The 22,016-nt window shown below is 41.4% G+C and carries 21 protein-coding genes and 1 pseudogene; 20 read left to right on the top strand and 2 right to left on the bottom strand.

The features are described 5' to 3' along the window. Nucleotides 1-129 precede the first annotated feature (129 nt). The 15 genes from AYR53_RS10775 (at nucleotide 130) to sufB (ending at nucleotide 14,026) form a co-directional block, all read left to right on the top strand. A complete protein-coding gene (locus tag AYR53_RS10775; RefSeq protein ID WP_068225097.1) occupies nucleotides 130-363 on the top strand; it encodes a DUF1146 family protein in 234 nt (77 codons plus the stop codon). A 42-nt stretch (nucleotides 364-405) separates the two neighbouring features. Next, complete coding sequence (gene murA / locus AYR53_RS10770; protein WP_068280343.1) at nucleotides 406-1,731, top strand: UDP-N-acetylglucosamine 1-carboxyvinyltransferase; 1,326 nt, start codon at nucleotides 406-408, stop codon at nucleotides 1,729-1,731. A 166-nt stretch (nucleotides 1,732-1,897) separates the two neighbouring features. After that, on the top strand, nucleotides 1,898-2,887 hold the full coding sequence (mreB, locus tag AYR53_RS10765; RefSeq protein ID WP_068225092.1) for a rod shape-determining protein: 990 nt from the start codon (nucleotides 1,898-1,900) through the stop codon (nucleotides 2,885-2,887). A gap of 16 nt (nucleotides 2,888-2,903) precedes the next feature. Further along, nucleotides 2,904-3,089 (top strand): DNA-directed RNA polymerase subunit beta, encoded by a 186-nt coding sequence (locus tag AYR53_RS10760; protein WP_068225090.1) that lies wholly within the window; start codon nucleotides 2,904-2,906, stop codon nucleotides 3,087-3,089. 195 nt (nucleotides 3,090-3,284) lie between these two features. Then, entirely contained in the window at nucleotides 3,285-3,575 is a 291-nt protein-coding gene (gene yidD / locus AYR53_RS10755; protein ID WP_068225088.1) for a membrane protein insertion efficiency factor YidD, read from the top strand. Further along, nucleotides 3,556-3,777 (top strand): DUF2969 family protein, encoded by a 222-nt coding sequence (locus AYR53_RS10750; protein WP_068225087.1) that lies wholly within the window; start codon nucleotides 3,556-3,558, stop codon nucleotides 3,775-3,777. Before yidD ends, AYR53_RS10750 begins: the two co-directional genes overlap by 20 nt. 105 nt (nucleotides 3,778-3,882) lie before the next feature. Next, entirely contained in the window at nucleotides 3,883-5,085 is a 1,203-nt protein-coding gene (locus AYR53_RS10745; RefSeq protein ID WP_068225085.1) for an FtsW/RodA/SpoVE family cell cycle protein, read from the top strand. 486 nt (nucleotides 5,086-5,571) lie between these two features. After that, nucleotides 5,572-6,603 carry a methionine ABC transporter ATP-binding protein gene (locus tag AYR53_RS10740; protein WP_068225083.1) on the top strand — a complete coding sequence of 344 codons (1,032 nt, stop codon included), beginning with the start codon at nucleotides 5,572-5,574 and terminating at the stop codon, nucleotides 6,601-6,603. A 52-nt stretch (nucleotides 6,604-6,655) separates the two neighbouring features. Further along, the gene (locus AYR53_RS10735; RefSeq protein ID WP_068226238.1) at nucleotides 6,656-7,294 is read left to right on the top strand and encodes a methionine ABC transporter permease; all 639 of its coding nucleotides are present in this window, start codon (nucleotides 6,656-6,658) and stop codon (nucleotides 7,292-7,294) included. Between the two features lie 38 nt (nucleotides 7,295-7,332). Then, on the top strand, nucleotides 7,333-8,151 hold the full coding sequence (locus AYR53_RS10730) for a MetQ/NlpA family ABC transporter substrate-binding protein (RefSeq protein ID WP_068225081.1): 819 nt from the start codon (nucleotides 7,333-7,335) through the stop codon (nucleotides 8,149-8,151). A 602-nt stretch (nucleotides 8,152-8,753) separates the two neighbouring features. Beyond that, on the top strand, nucleotides 8,754-9,548 hold the full coding sequence (gene sufC, locus AYR53_RS10725) for a Fe-S cluster assembly ATPase SufC (RefSeq protein ID WP_068225079.1): 795 nt from the start codon (nucleotides 8,754-8,756) through the stop codon (nucleotides 9,546-9,548). A gap of 12 nt (nucleotides 9,549-9,560) precedes the next feature. After that, a complete protein-coding gene (gene sufD, locus AYR53_RS10720; RefSeq protein WP_068225077.1) occupies nucleotides 9,561-10,874 on the top strand; it encodes a Fe-S cluster assembly protein SufD in 1,314 nt (437 codons plus the stop codon). Further along, a complete protein-coding gene (locus AYR53_RS10715) occupies nucleotides 10,846-12,084 on the top strand; it encodes a cysteine desulfurase (RefSeq protein WP_068280347.1) in 1,239 nt (412 codons plus the stop codon). The genes sufD and AYR53_RS10715 overlap by 29 nt, the downstream gene beginning before the upstream one ends. After that, the gene (sufU, locus tag AYR53_RS10710; protein ID WP_068225073.1) at nucleotides 12,071-12,550 is read left to right on the top strand and encodes a Fe-S cluster assembly sulfur transfer protein SufU; all 480 of its coding nucleotides are present in this window, start codon (nucleotides 12,071-12,073) and stop codon (nucleotides 12,548-12,550) included. Before AYR53_RS10715 ends, sufU begins: the two co-directional genes overlap by 14 nt. A 33-nt stretch (nucleotides 12,551-12,583) precedes the next feature. Continuing rightward, nucleotides 12,584-14,026 carry a Fe-S cluster assembly protein SufB gene (gene sufB, locus AYR53_RS10705; RefSeq protein WP_068225071.1) on the top strand — a complete coding sequence of 481 codons (1,443 nt, stop codon included), beginning with the start codon at nucleotides 12,584-12,586 and terminating at the stop codon, nucleotides 14,024-14,026. A gap of 357 nt (nucleotides 14,027-14,383) precedes the next feature. On the opposite strand, the gene AYR53_RS10700 is transcribed toward sufB, so the two are convergent. Further along, a complete protein-coding gene (locus AYR53_RS10700; RefSeq protein WP_068280350.1) occupies nucleotides 14,384-14,617 on the bottom strand; it encodes a CsbD family protein in 234 nt (77 codons plus the stop codon). 736 nt (nucleotides 14,618-15,353) lie between these two features. Between AYR53_RS10700 and tkt the strand changes: the two genes are divergently transcribed. From tkt to AYR53_RS10675, 5 genes and pseudogenes are all read left to right on the top strand, one after another. After that, a complete protein-coding gene (tkt, locus tag AYR53_RS10695) occupies nucleotides 15,354-17,318 on the top strand; it encodes a transketolase (RefSeq protein WP_068280353.1) in 1,965 nt (654 codons plus the stop codon). 1 nt (nucleotide 17,319) lies between these two features. Next, on the top strand, nucleotides 17,320-18,201 hold the full coding sequence (gene aroE, locus AYR53_RS10690) for a shikimate dehydrogenase (protein ID WP_068224933.1): 882 nt from the start codon (nucleotides 17,320-17,322) through the stop codon (nucleotides 18,199-18,201). Nucleotides 18,202-18,216: 15 nt separating this feature from the next. Continuing rightward, a complete protein-coding gene (aroF, locus tag AYR53_RS10685; protein ID WP_068224931.1) occupies nucleotides 18,217-19,221 on the top strand; it encodes a 3-deoxy-7-phosphoheptulonate synthase in 1,005 nt (334 codons plus the stop codon). 3 nt (nucleotides 19,222-19,224) lie between these two features. Beyond that, nucleotides 19,225-20,289: pseudogene (gene aroB, locus AYR53_RS10680) on the top strand (3-dehydroquinate synthase). Continuing rightward, nucleotides 20,286-21,140, top strand: coding sequence for a prephenate dehydratase (locus tag AYR53_RS10675; RefSeq protein ID WP_082918508.1), 855 nt, complete (start codon nucleotides 20,286-20,288; stop codon nucleotides 21,138-21,140). The pseudogene aroB and the gene AYR53_RS10675 overlap by 4 nt, the downstream one beginning before the upstream one ends. Nucleotides 21,141-21,379: 239 nt before the next feature. Here the strand turns inward: AYR53_RS10675 and AYR53_RS10670 are convergent, their stop codons facing one another. Continuing rightward, the gene (locus AYR53_RS10670; protein ID WP_068224928.1) at nucleotides 21,380-21,889 is read right to left on the bottom strand and encodes a YbhB/YbcL family Raf kinase inhibitor-like protein; all 510 of its coding nucleotides are present in this window, start codon (nucleotides 21,887-21,889) and stop codon (nucleotides 21,380-21,382) included. Nucleotides 21,890-22,016 lie beyond the last annotated feature (127 nt).

The raw sequence follows: 22,016 nt of genomic DNA, 5'->3' as shown, positions 1-22,016 counted from the left end.
AATCACCTCACCAATTATTTGATGAGGCAATCATAACTTGAATTAAATTATTTTTGAAGTCGGTCAGTTATTTACTGCTTACAGTCGTCTATGTTAGAATTAGACTTAAATGTAGTAGGGGGAATAGATTTGCAAAACATCGGGATTCAATCCGTTGTAACGTTAGTTTGCTACTTTATTTTTACCGGCGCCGCTTTTTGGGCTCTTCGTGCACTTCGATTTGAAAAAATCATTCGACGTGATCACGTTCAGCAGGCGCAATTATTAGTTGGTTTATTGGCAATTGTGATTGGTTATCTATGTAGTACTTTTTTCTTGAATTTTATTGATAATGCACGTAATTTGATTTTTCTTTTTCGTTAATCAGTTACGTAATTAAACCTTAAATGGTGCGGAGGAAAACTCATGGCAGAAAAGTTGATCATCCATGGTGGACAAAGATTAAATGGAACGGTAAACATTGAAGGCGCTAAAAATGCTGTTTTACCAATTTTAGCAGCAAGCTTACTGGCTTCCAGTGGCCAAACAGTTTTAGATAATGTTCCAATTTTATCGGATGTTTTTACAATGAATGAGGTTCTCAATCGTTTGAATGTTGATTTGGCCTTTGATCAACATTCAAAAACGATTACGTTAGATGCAAGTGGTGATCTTGCCTTTAATGCACCTCTTGAATACGTTTCAAAAATGCGGGCATCGATCGTTGTTTTAGGTCCATTATTGGCTCGATTAGGTCGAGCTCGCGTTGCTATGCCAGGAGGTTGCGCAATTGGTAGTCGGCCAATTGATCTTCACTTAAAAGGTTTTGAGGCTCTTGGTGCAACAATTACACAGCACGACGGTTATATTGAGGCGGTAGCGCCAAAATTAGTCGGAACACAAATTTACTTAGATTTTCCAAGCGTAGGCGCAACCCAGAATATTATGATGGCAGCAACTTTAGCCGAGGGAACGACTATAATCGATAATGTGGCCCGGGAACCAGAGATTGTTGACCTGGCGAACGCATTAAATAAAATGGGTGCACGTGTTGTTGGGGCCGGAACCGAAACCATTCGCATTGAAGGCGTAAAGGTTATGCACGGCTGTAAACATAGCATTATTCAAGATCGAATTGAGGCTGGTACTTTTATGGTGGCGGCAGCGATTACGGGTGGCAATGTTCTGATTAAGAATGCCATTCCAGAACATAATAAGCCGCTCATTTCAAAGCTAGAGGAAATGGGGGTTAAGGTTGTTGAATCCGACATGGGTGTCCGAATCATTGGAATGCCAACGCTTAAAGCAACCAGTGTTAAAACATTACCTTATCCAGGTTTTCCAACTGACATGCAGGCACAAATGACCGTACTTCAATTGGCGGCACAAGGGACTAGTTTGTTAACGGAGACGGTTTTCGAAAATCGTTTTATGCATTTAGACGAGCTACGACGAATGAACGCTGATTTTAGGATAGAGGGTCAATCTGTTCTACTATACGGACCAACAGCGTTCAATGGGGCCGAAGTTGCGGCATCGGATCTTCGTGCTGCTGCTGCCTTGGTGATCGCCGGTTTGGTGGCAACAGGTTATACAAAAGTAACTAATCTTAAATACTTAGATCGTGGCTACTACAAATTTCATAAAAAATTATGTGGTTTGGGAGCTGAAGTTGTTCGGGTCGATACAGAAAAGGAAAATGAGGTTATCACACCTGATTCTTTTGCAACGTTGTTGGCCCAACAAGCTTAATTTTTTTGTAAGAAGTAGGTGCCTGACCTGCTTCTTTTTTCATGGAATAGCTTAAAAGGTGGCTTTTATTCTGGCTTGACCGGAAGTCCACTATTTTCGTGGGCCGCATCTTATGCTATAATTCAATATTGATTGAGTTACGTTTAGCGAGAGGAGCAAAACAAGAATGGCAAAAGATATCGGTATTGACCTTGGTACTGCGAATGTCCTAATTCATGTTCAAGGTAAAGGTATCGTTTTGAACGAACCTTCTGTAGTCGCAATTGATACAAAGACCGGGAAGGTGCTAGCAGTAGGATCGGATGCTTATAAAATGGTGGGTCGAACACCAGGCAACATTCGAGCAATTCGACCAATGAAAGATGGCGTGATTGCGGATTTTGATATTACTGAAGCAATGCTATCTTATTTCATTAATAAATTAAACGTTAAGGGAATTTTATCCAAACCAAATATTTTAATCTGTTGCCCAACTAATATTACGTCAATTGAACAGAAGGCAATTATTGAAGCCGCCGAAAAATCTGGTAGTGGTAAAGTTTATCTAGAAGAAGAACCAAAAGTCGCTGCAGTTGGTGCGGGGATGGATATTTTTCAGCCACAAGGTAATATGGTAATTGATATCGGTGGTGGTACAAGTGATATCGCTGTTTTATCAATGGGCGATATTGTTACCAGTCGCTCGTTACGTTTGGCTGGCGATAAAATGGATAGCGAAATTTCTAGTTTTGTTAAAAATGAACATAACTTGTTGATTGGTGAACACACTGCCGAAAAAATTAAGATTGAAATTGGTGAGGTTTACGGTAAAGATGAGGCGAAATCGCTTGATGTCCGGGGCCGCGATATGGTCACTGGTTTACCTCGAACGATCACGATTACTTCTAAAGAAGTTGAAAATGCCTTACACGATACAATGATGCAAATTGTTCAAGCGGCAAAGGATGTTTTAAACCAGACGCCACCTGAATTATCCGCTGATATCATCGATCGCGGAGTTATGTTGACTGGCGGTGGAGCGTTACTTCATGGGATTGATCAACTTTTCTCCGATAATCTAAAAGTGCCGGTAATTGTTGCTGAACGACCATTAGATGCTGTTGCTCTAGGAACTGGCGTACTGTTAGATAATATTAATAAAAGTAAACGGCGCTAAATTGAGGTGATTGGAAATGCGTAATTCACGGCGCTTTGATGTTTTTGTGCGGCCGGTTTTATCAAAGATACTTTTAGTTGCAATTTTAATGTTAGCTACCTTGGTTCTTGGGACGATGATCGGCTTTGCAATTGGTGGCGGAAATCCATTACGTGTCTTTTTACCAAGTACTTGGGGGCATATGTTGGATTTTGTGCAGTAGTTGTTGAAAGAAGCTAAGGCAGTTGCGTAGCTTCTTTTTTGTCATCTTTGAATAGAGGATCAGGTTATCGGTTAGAAACGGGTTCACTACCGAAATATTCATTAGTAACTAACGTGAGTAAGTTGAAAGTACTGCGATCAGATTGGCTGATAGAATTCATTGTTAAAAGAGTTTTGTTAGGTGGGAGGTAGTTAAATGAAACAATTATTGGTTCGACTTATTCGAATTTATCAGCGCTATTTATCCCCCGCCTTGCCAAAAAGTTGTCGTTACTACCCAACTTGTTCTCATTATGCAATCGAAGCAATCGAGCAATATGGTGTTTTTAAGGGATCGTTAATGGCAATTAGTCGGCTATTACGCTGTCAGCCATTTGTGACTGGGGGTTTTGATCCTGTTCCCGGCAAATTTTTGATCGGTCGTAATCATAATCAGCAGGAAATAGAGGAAGCGAAGGTAAAATATTATGGCGAAACAACCAAATAAAGTTGAATTGACAATTCAAGAAGAAACTCACGAAACAAACATTGTTAACGTTGTTTTTGATGGTAAAAAACGGATTGGTGATATTGAAGAAATAGCTGAACATCAATTTCAAGTTAAACTGGCCGATGGGACTTCTTTTAACGCACGTAGCTATGAAGATGGGCTTAACGAATTAATTATGCAGTACCATTTGCACAAATAAATAATCTAAGCTTTTTGTAAAGTTGAAGTTTTTTACTAGCGCAATTAATTGAGACGGTTATACTGACAATGAAGGAACCTAATTATAAGATAAAGGGGCAGTTTTATGCGAGAAACAGCGCGTGAAGAGGCTGAGAATCCAAGAATTGATTATGGTATTATTTTTTCAGTCATGATGTTGGCGCTGATTGGTCTAGCGTCGATCTATGTTGCAGCAGTTCACGATAAGTCAACCACCAATGTGACGCGGACAGTGGCCGTGCAGATTTTATGGTATGCCATTGGAATAGCAATTGTTGCGATTGTGATGCAATTTGATTCCGAACAGCTTTGGCGGGTGGCACCATTGGCTTATGGTGTCGGAATTATTTTACTGGTAGCAGTTTTGTTTTTGTATAGTCGATCTTACTACGTTAATACTGGTGCTAAGAGTTGGTTTGCCCTAGGACCATTCACTTTTCAACCCTCGGAGGTCATGAAGCCCGCGTTTATTTTGATGTTAGCGCGAGTTGTCATGACCCACAACAATGAGTATCCAGTACACCAAGTTCAAAGCGACTTAATTTTAATTGGTAAGCTGGCAGCCTGGACCCTTCCAGTAGCAATTTTATTGGAACTCCAGCATGACTTTGGGACAATGTTGGTCTTTTTTGCCATTGTTGGTGGTGTTATGTTGGTATCCGGTGTTACTTGGAAGATCTTAGTTCCATTGTTTTCATTTATTCTGGTGATCGGGGGCACGGCGATTACCTTTGTTGCGACCAGTTGGGGTCGAACGATTCTTGGTCACATTGGTTTTGAAAGTTACCAGTTTTCGCGAATTGATACTTGGTTACACCCAGCCAATGATACTAGTAATTCTGGGTACCAATTATGGCAGAGTATGAAGGCAATTGGCTCCGGGCAGATTATGGGTAAGGGGTTTAACCACACTGAGGTTTACGTTCCCGTTCGTGAATCAGATATGATCTTTTCGGTCATTGGCGAAAACTTTGGTTTTATCGGTTCAACAATTTTGATCTTACTTTATTTTCTGTTAATTTATCAAATGATCCGGGTCACTTTTGATACGAAAAATGAATTTTATGCCTATATTTCAACCGGGGTTATCATGATGATCTTATTCCATACCTTTGAAAATATTGGGATGAACATTGGATTACTACCATTAACGGGGATTCCGTTACCGTTTATTTCCCAAGGGGGGTCGGCGCTAATTGGTAATTTGATTGGTGTCGGGTTAGTCATGTCGATGCGCTTCCACCATAAGAGTTATATGTTTAGCTCAGATAGTGAGGCTTTCAATTAAACTAATTTAGGAGTGTTTGAAAAGACATCTAGCAATCTGTTTTTTCAAACATGTTGACACTAAATTAGTCCGGAAAAGATAAGTAAAATTATTTTCCAAATACGATCCAGAGTTCAGCGGATTAGTTTTCATTGGAAAGCACTTATCCGCTTGACAGGGAATTATAATCTGTTTATAATTAACCTCAATTGAATAGGACGCGATGAAGAGAAGAGCGAGGATTTATTTTGATTTTAGCGACTTGTGATGGTGAAAGACAAGCAAATTAACCTCAAAGATGATCTTGGAGTGTGTAGAGTTGTAGCGACTCTAGCGGATTTGTACACGTTATTGTACTGAGTCAATCGACTCGATGAGATGGCTGAAGTGATTCAGTCATAAACAAAGGTGGTAACACGATAATAACAAGCTTTTCGTCCTTTAGTATCAGGTGATACGGGATGAAGGGCTTTTTTTATTGATTTAGAATAAGGAGATGATGTACCTGTGATTGACATTAAGGGTGTCAGTAAGGTTTTCAAAGGTAAAAAGCAGATTACGGCCGTTGAAGACGTCAACTTACAAATCAATGATGGTGAGATCTATGGTATTGTCGGCTATTCAGGCGCAGGTAAAAGTACTCTAGTACGAATGTTTAATGGCCTAGAAACACCAACTACTGGCACAGTAACGATCAATGACACAGTAATGAGTGACTTGCACGGTAAAGAGTTACGTGAAAAACGCCAAAAAATGGGCATGATTTTTCAGTATTTTAACTTATTGTGGTCGCGGACTGTTTTACAAAACGTTACTTTTCCGTTAGAGCTAACCCACGTTCCTAAAGAAGAACGACAGGCAAAAGCAGAGAAATTAATTGAAACGGTGGGTCTAAAAGGGCGGGAAAATGCCTATCCAAGTGAATTATCGGGGGGGCAGCAACAACGTGTTGCCATTGCTCGGGCGCTGGCCAATGATCCGGAACTTCTGCTGTCTGACGAGGCAACCAGCGGACTGGATCCTAAAACGACCGACGAGGTTCTCGAATTATTGCTTAAAATTAATCGGGAATTGAACATCACAATCGTTGTGATCACTCATGAAATGCACGTTATCCGTAAAATTTGTGATCGAATGGCAGTCATGGATGCCGGGCGAGTTGTTGAGGAAGGTAGCGTCTTCGATATTTTCCGCCACCCGCAAAAAGAAATTACACGGCAATTTGTTTCCGAAGAAGAAACTCCGCAGCTAACGGATACCAATGTTGTTATCAATGAATTATTAAAGCAAGTTCCAACTGGTAAAATTGTGAAATTAACTTTTCACGGCGATCAGGCTAAATTACCAATTATTTCTGAAATGTTGCGTCAATTTCCGGAGATTGACCTCAATATTGTTGATGGCTCCATTCATCAAACTCAGGAGGGCTCAATCGGAACACTTTACTTACAGCTTTTAGGTAATGCGCAGGAAATTATTGATGCCCAGGATTATCTGCATAAAATGCGAGTTGAGACGGAGGTGATTCGTGGTGAGTAGTACAACTGGCTTTTCATCTTATTTTCATTTTTCGCAAGTGGATTGGGCAAGTATGTGGTCGGCCACCGGCGAAACAATTTGGATGACGGTCTTTTCATTAGTTTTGGTTGCTATTATCGGCATACTGCTAGGGTTACTTTTATTTGAAACAACGGATAGTCATAGTTTGTGGGCCCGCTTACTTCATTGGTTAGCAGCAGTTTTCGTTAACGTTTTTCGTTCAATTCCGTTTATTATCTTGATTGTTTTACTATTACCGATTACTAAAAACTTAGTCGGAACAATTATCGGACCGAAAGCTGCGTTACCATCATTGATTATCTCTGCCGCGCCATTTTATGCGCGAATGGTGGAATTGGCATTTCACGAAATTGATCATGGAGTTATTGAGGCCGCTGAGTCAATGGGCGCCACAAATACACAGATTATTTTTAAAGTGTTATTACCTGAAAGCAGCCCGGCGCTAGTGTCTGGAATTACGGTTACGGGGATTTCACTGATCGGTTACACAGCAATGGCCGGTGTTATTGGCGCTGGTGGTCTGGGTAACTTGGCATACTTGGATGGGTTCCAAGCAAGTAACAACACAATAACGCTGGTTGCAACGATTGTTATTCTTATTATTGTATTTATTTTTCAAACGATTGGCGACTTAACAGTTCGGCGAATCGACAAGCGGATTACACGTTAAAAAATTTAATCATCATTCATTAGAGGGGGAGTTTAGTTATGAAGAAACATCGTTTACTTAAATTAGCAACAGCGGCGGCCGTTTTATTATTGGGCGTTAGCGCAGTTGCCGGGCCAGCATCGGCCGCAACAACATTAAAGGTGGGGGCTACTAAAACACCACATTCAATTATTCTGAACCACGTTAAGCCACAGTTAAAAAAGGAAGGCGTTAACCTTAAAGTAACGGTTTTTCAGGACTATTCTTTAATTGATAAGGCCTTAGTAGCTAAGGATCTTGATGCAACTTACTTTGCACACAAACCATACGTGGATCAAGAAGTAAAAAAGAATGGTTATAAGATTGCGATTGTTGGGGCCGTTCATTTGGAACCAATCAGTGCCTACTCAAAGAAAGTTAAAAAATTATCACAGTTAAAAGATGGTTCAACAATTTTAGTTTCTAATAACCGTCCTGATTATGGCCGTGTTTTAACGATTCTAAGGGATGCTGGCCTAATCACAATTAAAAAAGGAACTAAGATTACGGACGCTGACTTTACGGATATTGCAAAAAACCCAAAGCATCTGAAATTTAAGCACGATTATGATCCCAAACTGATGCCTTCACTTTATAAGAATAATGAAGGCGACGTTCAATTTATTAACGCCAACTTTGCGGTTCAGGCTGGGATTAATCCAACTAAAAAAGCCATTGCAACTGAAAAGAAATCCTCACCATACGCGAATGTTGTTGAAGTTCGTCAGGGTGATCAAAACAAGCCAGCCGTTAAGAAGTTGATGAAGGCTTTACAGTCAAAGTCAACTCAGGATTGGATTGCTAAACGCTTTAAAGGTGCAGTTTTACCAGTTAAATAAGTAGGAGTGTGAGAAAGTCGCCTTTGGGTTTACTGCGTAACGTAAGCTAATCCAATAACTGGATTTCGGTTTAATTTAGTCCAATCGACAACGTTAGTAATGCTCGTAACCTAGTCGCTTTTTCAAACACTTCCGTTAGGCACGTGAACCCAGACTTTTGGCACACATTTTAGAGTAATGCTCAGAAAAAATAAGCGGCTAGGACTTTTGTCCCGGTCACTTATTTTTTTATTGTCAAAAAACGATCCAGTACATAGGTTAAAGTGAGTAGTCCCTTGATCGTTAGTTTGAGCTTGTAATCGAATCCGCCAAATTAGTATATCGATAGCAGCACATATTATTCTCATTAAGGTTTCGCTAGTTTAGCGCAATTCTGATGGTTTGATAGCGCTTTTACTTAGAGGATGAGGCTAGGACAAAGGTCCTGGCTTCTTTTTGTTTCCGAACATTACTCTATAACGTGCGCCAAAAGCGACTTTTGTCCCACTCCCGATGTGTTATTGAAAAAGGTTCTCAATTAGGCTAGAATAGGATTGTTTACAACAAAAATATACCGATTATTAGCGAAGTTAGTAGTCGATTTTAAGCTTGGAGGAGATCAGATGGCAAGACTAGAAGTGAAAGACCTACATGTTTCTGTAACTGATGAAGATAAAGGTGTCGATAAAGAAATTTTAACGGGTGTTAATTTAGTAATGAACACCGGTGAAATTCACGCCATTATGGGTCCCAATGGTACTGGTAAATCAACACTTTCTCAAGCTATTATGGGTAATCCGGCCTATAAAGTAACTCAAGGCGATATTTTACTTAATGGTGAAAGTATTTTAGGCATGCCCGTTGATGAACGAGCACGAAAAGGGCTTTTTTTGGCGATGCAATACCCAGCCGAAATTGCCGGGGTAACCAACGTTGAATTTATGCGAGCCGCTATTAACGCACGCCGAGCGGATGATGACCAAATGCCGGTTATGGAATTCATGAAATTATTAGACGAGAAACAAGAAATTTTAGATATGACGGACGAAATGTCAGAACGTTACTTAAATGAAGGTTTTTCTGGTGGTGAAAAGAAACGGAACGAAATCTTACAGCTAATGATGATTCAACCAAATTTTGCTATTTTAGATGAAATTGATTCTGGGCTTGATATTGATGCCTTAAAAGTTGTTTCAAAGGGTGTTAACGCAATGCGCGGTGATAACTTTGGTTCATTAATTATTACGCATTATCAACGGCTATTAAATTATATTGTGCCCGATACTGTTCACGTCATGATGGGCGGCAGAATTGTTCAAAGTGGCGGTCCAGAATTAGCCGAGAAACTTGAAGATGAAGGCTATGCTGGTGTTCGGGACGAGTTAGGTTTAGACGTTAAATTAACTGACGAGATTTAAGGAGGGTTTAGCATGGAGACAAAAGTAGAACCTGAATTTCAGTCAGCTTTAACGACTTACACGCAAGATCATGCAGAACCTGCTTGGTCATTGGAGTTACGCCAGAAAATGTTGGCGCAATACCCCACGTTACCATTACCGCGCTACGAAAAGATAGACTACCAAAAATGGGATCTCTTAAACGCAACGAAGCCGGTAACGACTACGTCTAATGCTGACCTGACCGATGATCTAAAGATTGATTTTGCTGCTAGCAAGAATTTATTAGTTGAGGTTGGTAAGTCGGTTATGGCTGCTCAACTGGATCCTGCTTTAGCAGCTCAAGGGGTTATTTTTACGGATATATTTACGGCAATGCGTGATTATCCCGAACTAGTCGAAAAGTATTATATGAAGACGGCAGTTAAGGCCGATAATAATCGGTTAACGGCATTTCATGCTGCTTTCATGAATGGTGGCGCGTTCTTATATGTACCCAAGAATGTCGCAATTAAAGACCCAATTCAGGCCTATTACATTCAGGATAGTACCCGTAAACAGGATTTTGTTCCGCACGTTTTGGTTATTGCCGAAGAAGGCAGCGAATTAACTTACCACGAGAATCTCTCGACTAGTGGTACAGAAAGTAACTTGGCCAATATCGTTGTTGAGGTGATTGCCAAAGATAATGCCCACGTCCATTTTTCGGCGGTTGATCAACTTAGTGGTAAAACAACCACTTATTTAAACCGGCACGCCATTTTAGCAACTGACGCTACGGTTGATTGGGCGGTTGGTTTTATGAACGATGGTAACGTTGTTGGTGATTTCAGCACTGATCTACGCGGTAAGGGCTCACATACCGAAGTAAAAGTTGTGGCGATTACTACTGGTAAACAAGTGCAAGGTATCGACACCAAGGTGACTAACTACGGCCAGCATACAATTGGCCACATTTTGCAACACGGCGTTATCCTTGAGGATTCAACGTTAACGTTTAATGGGGTTGGTCACATTGTTAAGGGTGCTCGTGGTTCAGATGCTCAACAGGAAAGTCGCGTTTTGATGTTATCAACCACGGCTCGTGGCGATGCGGACCCAATTCTTTTAATTGATGAAAATGATGTTACTGCCGGGCACGCGGCTTCAGTTGGTCGTGTTGATGAAGGCCAAATGTATTACTTAATGAGTCGTGGTATTAGTAAAAAGGTTGCTGAACGCCTTGTTATTCGCGGTTTCTTAGGTAGCGTTATTACCGAGATTCCATCCAAGTCTGTCCGTGAACGATTGACGGCAACGATCGAAAGGAAGTTAGAAAATGGTCAAAAGTCTGAATCAGATTCGTAATGACTTCCCAATTTTAGATCAAAAAGTTAATGATGAAGATTTGGTCTATTTGGATAATGCCGCAACAACGCAAAAGCCGCGGGCAGTGGTTGAGGCACTAGCGCACTATTATTATACGGATAACGCTAATGTTCACCGTGGTGTTCACACCTTGGCTGAGCGGGCGACTGCTGATTTTGAAGCGGCGCGGGAAAAAGTACGGGCCTTTATCAATGCTCGTTCCACAACTGAGGTTTTATTTACCCGGGGTACGACAACCAGTTTAAACTGGATAGCGGCTAGTTACGGTGAGAAAGTTATTGGTGCTGGTGACGAAATTGTCATCTCTTACATGGAACACCATAGTAACTTAGTTCCTTGGCAGCAATTAGCGTTACGAAAAAAAGCAACTTTAAAATACATTAAAATGACTGCTGACGGACATTTAGATATGACCGATGCGGCCGAACAAATTACTGATAAAACTAAAATTGTGGCGATTGCGCAGGTTTCAAATGTTCTTGGGGTTGTCAATCCAATTAAGGCCTTGGCAAAATTAGCCCATGAACATGGTGCAATTATGGTGGCTGATGGGGCCCAATCGCTACCAAATATGCCCGTTGACGTTCAGGAATTGGATTGTGACTTTTTGGCCTTTTCTGGGCATAAAATGTTAGGACCAACGGGAATTGGCGTTTTGTACGGCAAAGAAGCGATTTTGAATGAAATGCCACCAATTGAATTTGGTGGTGAAATGATTGATTTTGTTGATCTTTTTCAGAGTTCGTGGAAAGAATTGCCGTGGAAATTTGAGGCGGGAACACCTGATATTTCTGGTGCCATTGGCTTAGGCGCAGCGATTGATTATTTGTCTGCTATTGGAATGGCTAACGTTCAGGCCCATGAACAAGAACTCGTTAACTACGTTTTACCTAAACTGTTGGCGATTGATGATCTCACCGTTTATGGTCCTCATGATCCGGCCCAACACACAGGCGTGATTGCTTTTAATTTGAATGGGCTGCACCCACATGATTTGGCCACTGGTTTGGATATGGAAGGGGTTGCTGTTCGCGCTGGACACCACTGTGCGCAACCATTAATGAAATATTTAAAGGTACCAGCAACGGCACGAGCAAGTTTTTATTTATATAATACGAAGGCGGATGCTGATCGCTTAGTTGACGCAATCGTTGCAACAAAGGAGTTCTTTAAGCATGGCACTGTCTAGTCTTGATAATTTATACCGCCAAGTTATTTTGGATCATTCGGCTCATCCGCACCATCACGGTCATCTACAGCAAGTTACGAATGAAATTGAGATGCGTAACCCGACTTGTGGTGACGTCATTCAATTAGAAGTGGCAGTTTCTAATGATAAAATTAATGACATTGCATTTTCTGGTGATGGTTGCACGATTAGCCAGGCTTCTGCGAGCATGATGACTGATGCTGTTATTGGTAATACACCAGCTCAGGCTGAGGAAATGGTCCAAGTTTTTTCTAAGATGATTATTGGTGATCAACCTAATTTGGATACTAAGATTCTTGAAGATGCGTCAGTGTTAAATGGCGTTGCTAAGTTTCCCGCACGAATTAAGTGCGCGGCCTTAGCTTGGAAAGCACTTAATAATGCCCTGACAAGTAATGATGGTAAAGGAAAGGCTGGTCAAATCGTGGAGCATCACGATAATTAGATCGGCAGTAAACGCAAAGGAAGGGGCAAGACGATGCCAGAAACTGAGAACACAAAAAATAATGAGGCTGCCGCAACTTCGATTCAAGACTTAAACTTGAGCGAAGATTACGATTTTGGTTTTCATGATGATGTAACACCTGTATTTTCAACCGGCCATGGTTTAACGGAAGAGGTTGTGCGGGAAATTTCAAAGGAAAAAGATGAGCCTAAATGGATGCTTGATTTCCGTTTGAAATGTTACAAACTGTATAAAAAAATGCCAATGCCAGCGTACGGACCTGATTTATCAAAATTAGACCTTAAGAATATGTTGTATTACCAAAAGGCCACGGATAAAAAGTATCGTGATTGGGAAGATGTTCCTGAAGAAATAAAAAACACCTTTGATCGTTTAGGTGTACCTCAGGCTGAACGTCAATATTTGGCTGGTTCTTCAGCACAGTACGAGTCAGAAGTGGTTTACCACAACATGAAAGATGATTTTGATAAACTAGGTATTATTTTTACCGACACTGATACGGCCTTGAAAGAATACCCTGAATTATTTAAAAAGTGGTTTGGTAAATTAGTTCACCCAACTGATAATAAATTTGCGGCCTTAAATGGTGCTGTTTGGTCTGGTGGTTCGTTTATTTACGTTCCTAAAGGGGTTAAAACGGATATTCCGATTCAATCCTATTTCCGTTTAAATGCCGAAAATTCGGGCCAATTTGAACGGACCTTAATTATTGTTGACGAGGGTGCCAGTGTTCAGTACGTTGAAGGTTGTACAGCACCAAACTATTCATCGGACAGTTTGCACGCTGCCGTTGTTGAAGTGTACGTTGAAAAGGACGCTTACGCTCGCTATACGACAATTCAGAATTGGTCGAACAATGTTTATAGTTTGGAAACTAAACGTGCACGAGCAATGGAAAACAGCACGATGGAGTGGGTTGATGGTAACCTTGGTTCTAAGATTACTATGAAGTACCCAAGTGTCTACCTTGATGGTGAAGGCGCAACGGGAACAATGTTGTCAATTGCCGTTGCTGGTCATAATGTGGACCAGGATGCCGGGGCGCGAATGATCCATAACGCTAAAAATACGTCCTCGTCGATTGTTTCTAAATCAATCTCTAAAGATGGTGGTGCCGTTGATTACCGTGGAACGGTCCGCTTTGGTCGCCACTCGGATGGTTCAAAGGCCCACGTCGAGTGTGACACAATCATTATGGATGAAGAATCAAGTTCCGATACAATTCCGTATAATGAAATTTTAAATGGTAACGTCTCAATGGAACATGAAGCTAAGGTTTCAAAAATTTCCGAAGAACAACTCTATTATTTGATGAGCCGTGGTGTTTCTGAAGCCAAGGCAACTGAAATGATCATCATGGGCTTCGTGGAACCATTTACTAAAGAATTACCAATGGAGTACGCCGTTGAATTAAATCGATTGATCGGTTACGAAATGGAAGGTACGGTTGGCTAGTATATTAATACCGCGTTATAATGGGGTAAATTTACGGACCGCCACCAAATGAAAATAAAAACGCTCTGTCAAATTTAGTTGATGGCTAGTTTTGGGACAGAATTAGAAGCTAACCAACTTCTAATTCTGTCCTTTTATTTGGTTCTGTTCTCATTTTTGGCGTGGTTTAGCTTAAAATTTGTACTTTAATACTGAGTGAAAATAGTATCTTATTATTGATAACAGGGCTTTTCATATCCTTTAATGGTGGATTTTTGTATATGGAGCCTGTGGTCTTTTTGTTTTACAAAAAATATGGAACCTTTAAAAAGGCGGGGACGATAATTCATTTGTCTGAATTATCGTCCCCGCCTGAATTTAATCAGAATTATTTTGGTCTTCACGTGCTTCTTTATGTGCTGCCTCACGCTTTTCTTGGGTAATTGTTTCAGCGTGTTTCTTCTTAATCTCGGCCTTATCTTCAGCCTTGTCCTTTAACTTAGCTTCTTTTTGGTCAGCCTGACCCTTAGCCTGAAGTTCATCGTTATTGATGATTTCACCAGTTTTTTCTTTGATTTTACCTTTAAATTTATCTAATTCACCAGCTGCCATTGAAATTCCCCCTTAAATTGATTGCGACTTTTACTTCTTGATTCCAGTATGGCAAAAAAATTGGTGCAACGCGATAAATATGCTGTTAATTTATTAAAATGGTGGGGAAATCAGATCTGTGAAGCCCGTTAATATAAAAATAAGCTAGACATTACGATAAAAATAAATTTTACCGTAATGCCTAGCCCTTTTAATCTAACTTAATTTTCGTCTTGTAAATGATGATCGTCATGGAATAGAGCAAGTAATAAACCAACAACAATAACTGCGGCTTCCGCAAAGCTAACCGTAACATCACCCTCCAAACTATTTAGTTAACAAAACCACTATATATTATAGAACTAATTTTAGAAAAAGTTAAATAATAAATGGATTCATAAAAAAGTTTGACAGTCTCACAATCATCCGTTATGATTCTGTTATCAAATTCTAAGGAGTTTTTAATATGACAGTCGTGAATAAGCAAGTTATGACACAACTGAATAATCGATATTATTACTATTGGTTCTTTAACTAGTGTTTGCACTGGCAGTATAGGTGCAAACACAACGTTTGTATCCTATGCGGGCCAATAGTTCTTAATCGTATGTATTAAAAACGGTAGCCACATAGAGATGAAATTAAAATTTCAGCTGTGTGGTTTTTTCTTATCGATGACGCTATCAAGGTCTTTTGTTGATTACGGAGTCCCACAGCAAACAAACGCTGGGGGACTTTTTTTATAACTTTAAACAAAATGATCGAGGCTGCACAGTCAGGCCACCCAGGTTTACCGTTAGGAGCGGCTCCGTTAGCCTACACACTGTTTACTCGGCATTTAAAAATAGATCCAGAAAATCCAGAGTGGTTTGATCGTGATCGGTTTGTATTGTCGGCCGGGCACGGATCAGCAATGTTGTACAGCTTATTACACCTTTCCGGATTTAACCTAAGTATTGCTGATTTAAAACATTTTCGCCAATTAAATAGTCGAACACCAGGCCACCCGGAACATGGTGTAGTCCCAGGTGTTGACGCAACCACCGGGCCACTTGGACAAGGAATTGGAATGGCGGTTGGGATGGCAATGGCCGAAGCACATTTAGCAGCTATTTTTAATCAAGCAACCCAACTAGTTGATCACCATACATACGTCATTTGTGGTGACGGTGATTTAATGGAAGGTGTGTCTCATGAGGCAGCAAGTCTCGCGGGGCACCTAAAATTATCCAAATTAATTGTTTTGTATGATTCAAATGATGTTTCGCTAGATGGTCCGGCTGACCGGGCACTCACTGATAATGTTCAAAAGCGTTTTGAGAGTTACGGCTGGCACTACCAGCGTGTTGCTGACGGTAATGATTTAACCGCAATTGATCAGGCGATTACACGGGCCGAGCGACAAGCAACGGCACCGACATTGATCGAAGTAAAAACGGTTATTGGTTACGGCGCACCAAAGCAAGGAACCAATCAAGTTCACGGTAGTCCACTTGGAGCGGCCGGCATTATCGCCTTAAGGAAGGCCCTGAATTGGCAAGAAGCAGAATTTACCGTTCCCAAGCTAGTAACGGAACGTTTTACGAAAACATTACGTCAAAATGGGGCTAATAAACGCCAACTTTGGGAACAACAACGCCAAGAATTGAGTCCGAAAGCAGCACAACAGTTTAAACGGGCAATTACGCAGGAGTTACCGGCCGATTGGATTAACGAGTTACCAACTTATAAATTAGGCCAAAGTGAATCAGGTCGGGTTACTAGTCAAAAGATGATCCAGGCAATTGCAAATAAAGTGCCAATGTTTTGGGGTGGTTCGGCGGACCTTGCCACATCAAATAAAACCGATATTGCAGGAAGCAACTCTTTTACAGCATTAACCCCGGAACAACGGAATATTTGTTTTGGCGTTCGCGAGTTTGCTGAAGCAACGGCCTTAAATGGGATTGCGTTGCATGGTGGTAGCCATATCTTTGGCGGAACCTTCTTTACCTTTTCCGATTATATGCGTGGTGCCATTCGGTTGGCAGCCTTACAGAAATTACCGGTTACTTACATTTTCACCCATGATTCAATTGCTGTTGGGGAAGACGGCCCGACCCATGAACCAGTTGAGCAGTTAATGAGTTTGCGGGCAATGCCAAACGTTTCGGTTATTCGCCCGGCAGACCCGAATGAGGCCGTTGCGGCTTGGAAATTAGCACTGACTGTTCATGATCGCCCAACTGTTTTAGTTTTTACCCGCCAGGATTTAGCGGTTTTAAAGGGAGCTCAGCAGCAAGTGAGTGGCGTTAGTCGAGGTGGTTACGTGCTATCCGTTCAGCAAGGAACGCAACCAGAGGGCGTGTTAATTGCTAGCGGTTCTGAAGTTGCCTTAGCGTTAACGGCGCAACAAGAATTATTGAAATTGAAACATGATGTTGCAGTGGTTTCCATGCCATCCTTTGATCGGTTTGATCAGCAGTCGCGCCACTACCAAGAGCAAGTTTTACCAGCGCACGTGCGTAACCGGGTTTCAATTGAAATGGGAGCAACTTTAGGTTGGGAGCGTTACGTTGGATTAGATGGTGTTAGTATGGGGATTGATTCCTTTGGGGCCAGCGGTAAGGCCACCGAAGTAATCAGTAAGTACGGCTTTTCAACTAAGGCCGTTACTACTGCTTACTTAAAAATGTGGGAACAAAATAATTTTTCACAAATTCCAAAACGGGAGGCCATTTAAGATGATTGACGGGCACACAAAATTGTACGGTTTTTTTGCACATCCAGCACACCATAGCTTGTCACCTTTAATGTATAATCTAAGTTTTCAGGCTCATGAAATTAACGCGCGTTACTTGGCCTTTGATTTGTCTAATGATTTTTCACAGGCAATTGCCGCCGTACGAACATTAGGTCTTGGGGGAATTAATTTGTCCATGCCGTATAAACTTAAGGTGTTGCCACTACTAGATGAATTATCCACGACGGCCAAATTAGTTGGTGCCGTTAATACGGTTGTCAATGACCACGGTCGGCTTAGGGGTGAAAATACTGACGGTAAAGGATTAATACTGGCCCTGCAGGCTGATGGAAGAAAGGTCAAGGGCAAACAGATCGCTATTTTAGGTGCTGGTGGTGCCGGAATGTCAATTATTGCCGCGGCCGCTTTTGCTGGTGCTGCCAAGATTACGGTTTTTAAACGCCAAAATCAAACTTTTACCCAAGTGGCGCAACGCTTGAGCCGAATTGAAAAAGTGACCGGAGTTACGCTTGAATTATGTGATTACGCGGATGAGGCTACGATGGCGCAAGTATTAACAACGACAGATTATTTGATTAATACGACTAATATTGGTATGGGCCAGGGAAACAATGAGTTACCAGTGCCTGCAAAATTGATAACGAGCCTGGCAACTAACATAGTGGTTACGGATATCATTTATTTTCCACGGGAGACGGCCTTTTTAAAGTTAGCTAGACAAAATGGTAACCCGACCTATAATGGTTTAGGAATGCTGATTTATCAGGGAGCTTTAGCTTTTCAAACTTGGACAGCCAAACAAATGCCAATTACAACCGTTACGACAGCACTAGAACAGGCTTTGTACCAACCACAAAACTAAAGGGGATTATAAATTATGATTATTCAATTAAACCAAACTGTAAATGAAGAAATTGTTGCTACCTTACTTAAACGTTTAGCGGCCACACCGGCCACAGTTATTCGAATTGGAACTCACGTTGCAGTACCCGAAGTAAACCAGGTAACGTTAATGGCTGATGAGGCTGCCCAAGTTGCCGAAATTATTGAAAAGACGCCGGCCGCAGTACTGGGGAGTCGATTATTCCAACCAGAAGATACGATTATTAAGTTGCCACATTCAACAATTGGCGGCAAAGGCGGTTTTACAATGATGGCCGGGCCTTGTTCGGTTGAATCAGAAGAACATGTTCGAAGAATGGCCAAGGTGGTTAAAGAAGGCGGGGCAACCTTGCTTCGTGGCGGGGCCTACAAGCCGCGGACTTCACCTTACTCTTTCCAAGGTTTAGGCGAAGATGGTTTGAAATATTTGCGCGCGGCGGCCGATGAAAACGGCATGGACGTGATTACGGAAGTGATGGACGAAACCCACGTTGATTTAATTGCTAAGTACACGGATGTTTTCCAGATTGGTGCTCGGAATATGCAAAACTTTTCCTTGTTAAAGGCGGTTGGTAAAACTAAGGTGCCGGTCGCTTTAAAACGTGGATTAGCTGGTACGATTGATGATTTATTAAATGCCTCTGAATACATAGCGGCCGGCGGTAACCACCAGATTATGCTGTTAGAACGGGGAATTCGAACTTTTGATAATAAGTATACCCGCAATACTTTTGATTTGGCTGCCGTACCAGTTTTGCAAAAATTAACCCATTACCCCGTTATTGTTGACCCAAGCCACGCTGTTGGCGAATGGGATTTGGTAACACCGATGGCTCATGCCGGTGTGGCTTCTGGGGCTTCTGGCATGATTGTTGAAATTCACGATGACCCAGAACACGCTTTTTCTGATGGTCCCCAAGCACTGAAACCTAAAACTTATTTAAAAATGACCAAGGAAGTTTTTGAACTAAAAGAATTAATGAATTCATGGGAGGCATAATTTTTGAAAACAGTCACAGTTACTTTGCCTGCTAAAACTTATCAGATCAAAATTGCGGCAGGCCTACTTACTAAAGTTGGAAATGAGGTGGCCAAGCTATGGTCACCACGAAAAATCGCTTTGGTAAGTGATAGTCACGTTGAACCACTTTATAGTGCGCAGGTGGAAAATTCTTTAAGTGCCGCCGGTTTTACGGTTCACGTCTATCGCGTACGCGCAGGTTAGGACTCAAAACAGCTAGGTGTTTTATCATCACTTTATGAGGAATTACTAGGGGATGACTTTAGTCGCTCTGACGGTGTTATTGCGTTGGGTGGCGGCGTTGTCGGCGACCTGGCTGGATTTTTAGCCTCAACGTACATGCGGGGCATTAGTTTTATTCAAATTCCAACGTCATTACTTGCCCAAGTTGATAGCAGCGTAGGTGGTAAAACGGGCGTCGACCTGAATACTGGTAAAAATCTGATTGGAACCTTTTATCAACCGGACGTTGTTTTGATTGATCCAACTGTTTTGCAAACGTTAAGTCAACGCTTCTTAGTTGAAGGCTACGCCGAAATTGTTAAGATGGCAGCTATTTCTTCGTTGGATTTTTGGCACTTAATTGAAAGTATCAAACAACCTAAAGATATTTTAAAGCAGGCACCAGCTTTAATTGAGGCGAGTGTTCGTTTCAAGGCCCAAATTGTTGAGGCCGATGAAAAAGAAGGCGGTTTGCGCCAAATTTTAAATTTTGGGCACACCTTGGGTCACGCGATTGAACTATTGGCTGGCAGTCAGCTTGCACACGGTGAAGCGGTCAGCATTGGAATGGTGCAAATCACCCAAATTTTTGAGGACCGAGGATTAACGCCTGACGGGATAACTGCTAAGCTAAAAAAGCAATTACTGGCCGTTGGTTTACCAATTTCAAGCGATCTTATCGGTAGTTCACAATTTTACGAGCTACTGAAACATGATAAGAAAAACCACGGTGATCAGTTAACGTTAGTTTATTTAAAGGAGCTGGGTACGGCGGATTTATACCCAGTGAAGCTAGCAGCAATCCACAGTTTTCTGAACTTATGATTCGGCTCGCCGTTTTAGGGCCAGCCGGAACCTTTAGTGATGTGGCCGCCCGGCAATATTTAAAAAGGCATCAACTCAATTATTCGTTGAGCTATTACAATACAATTGAGCAGGTAGCAGTTGCCGTCGCTCAAACGGATCAACTAGCTTTGTTACCACTGGAAAACACGCTAGATGGCTATGTTCAAAATACGCTAGCCATCTTAGCGAAAGGTCAGTTGAGAATTAACGGGGCAGTGATGGTACCAGTTCGTTTTTCGTTGGCCGCCAATGTCCCAGAGCTAAGTAAAATTAAGCGGCTCTACGTTCAATTTAAAACTAAGGGCCAGTGTACAAAAATAATTCAGCAATTGTCCCAAGCCGAGTTATTAACTACAGAAAGTAATATGCTCTCTTTTGCAAAGTTAGAAGATTCGACTGCTGGTGATGCCGCGATTATCCCGCAATTTCATTTACCAGAATTAAACCCTAAAAAATATTTACTTGTTTCGGATGTCACTGATCAGTCGGACAATTTTACCCGGTTCATTGTGGTGGGGAAAAAGATTGAAATGACCACGATTGGTGTCACTAATCACTTTCGTTATACTTGTTATGTAACGCCAAAGTGTGATTATGCAGGACTGCTATACGATATTTTAGGTCATTTTGCGAAGGCAAAGCTTAATCTAATTTCGTTGATATCACGACCAACTAAAAAGAAAATGGGTCAATATAGTTTCTACATTGAGGTCAGTGGTGTGGGGGAGCAGTTACCTAAATTACACCAAGTATTACAGCAATTAGGTAAGTATTATACCGTTCTTGACCTTGGCGTTTATCCAGCAACTGATTTAACCGAATCAAACTAAAAGTAAGGAGTGGGACAAAAGTCGGTTTTGGGTTTACTGCGTAACGTAAGCTAATCCAATAACCGTACTATGGTTATTGGATTAGCTGTAGTTAGGCACGTGAACCCAGACTTTTGACGCACGTTCTAGAATAATGTTCGAAAACAATAAGAGGCCAGGACTTTTGTCCCGGCCTCTACTTTTAATTTACTTTAAGCTAGTGTTCACAAAGCCTTTTTGGTAGCTTTTTCCTAATGTATTTAAACACGTCCTTTAAGGACTAATTGTTCTGTTGCCAAGGTATGCGCCTCACTTTGGTGCAGGAAATCGTTAAGCCAGTAACCTGGCTTAAGCTCTAACTGCTGATCTAATGCGTAGACGGTTAGTTGATAATCATGATCTTTATCTGGTGGTGTTGGACCAATATAATGTTCGTTAGACAGTGGATCCTTTTCACCAATAAAAGGGGAAGCCAGACTATTCTTCCCTTGAATTAAGATGTCAGTCTTTTCGCGGCTGGCGTTCTCAGGTAATTGTTGTTCAGTTGCCGGAATGTTAGCCGCTATCCAGTGAATCCAAGGAAAACCACTGACGGAAACGGCATCAAAGTCTAGTAACGTGAGCGCCCAAGTCTTTGTACCAGTCGGCAAGTCAGCAACCTGAATCGGGAAGGAAATAAACGGATTCTTGTTGTAATATTCATTCTGGGTTGCGTGTTTACTGTAGCGATTGGCCAAATAACCATTTTCGGTTGGAACTGTAATTTTCATCAACAAAACCTCCTCTAATTAACTTCAGTATAAGCCAATTTTGCCAAAATAACTGGCTTGAGGCGTAACTAAATGTACAGTCAAGATGAGAGGTATGTTAAAATAGCATTAAATTTAAAATAGTTGG

The sequence above is a fragment of the Loigolactobacillus backii genome (genome assembly GCF_001663675.1).
GTDB classification, from domain to species: domain Bacteria; phylum Bacillota; class Bacilli; order Lactobacillales; family Lactobacillaceae; genus Loigolactobacillus; species Loigolactobacillus backii.
The sequence above is the reverse complement of the archived record's forward strand: the minus strand, read 5'-3'. Positions and strand labels throughout refer to the sequence as shown.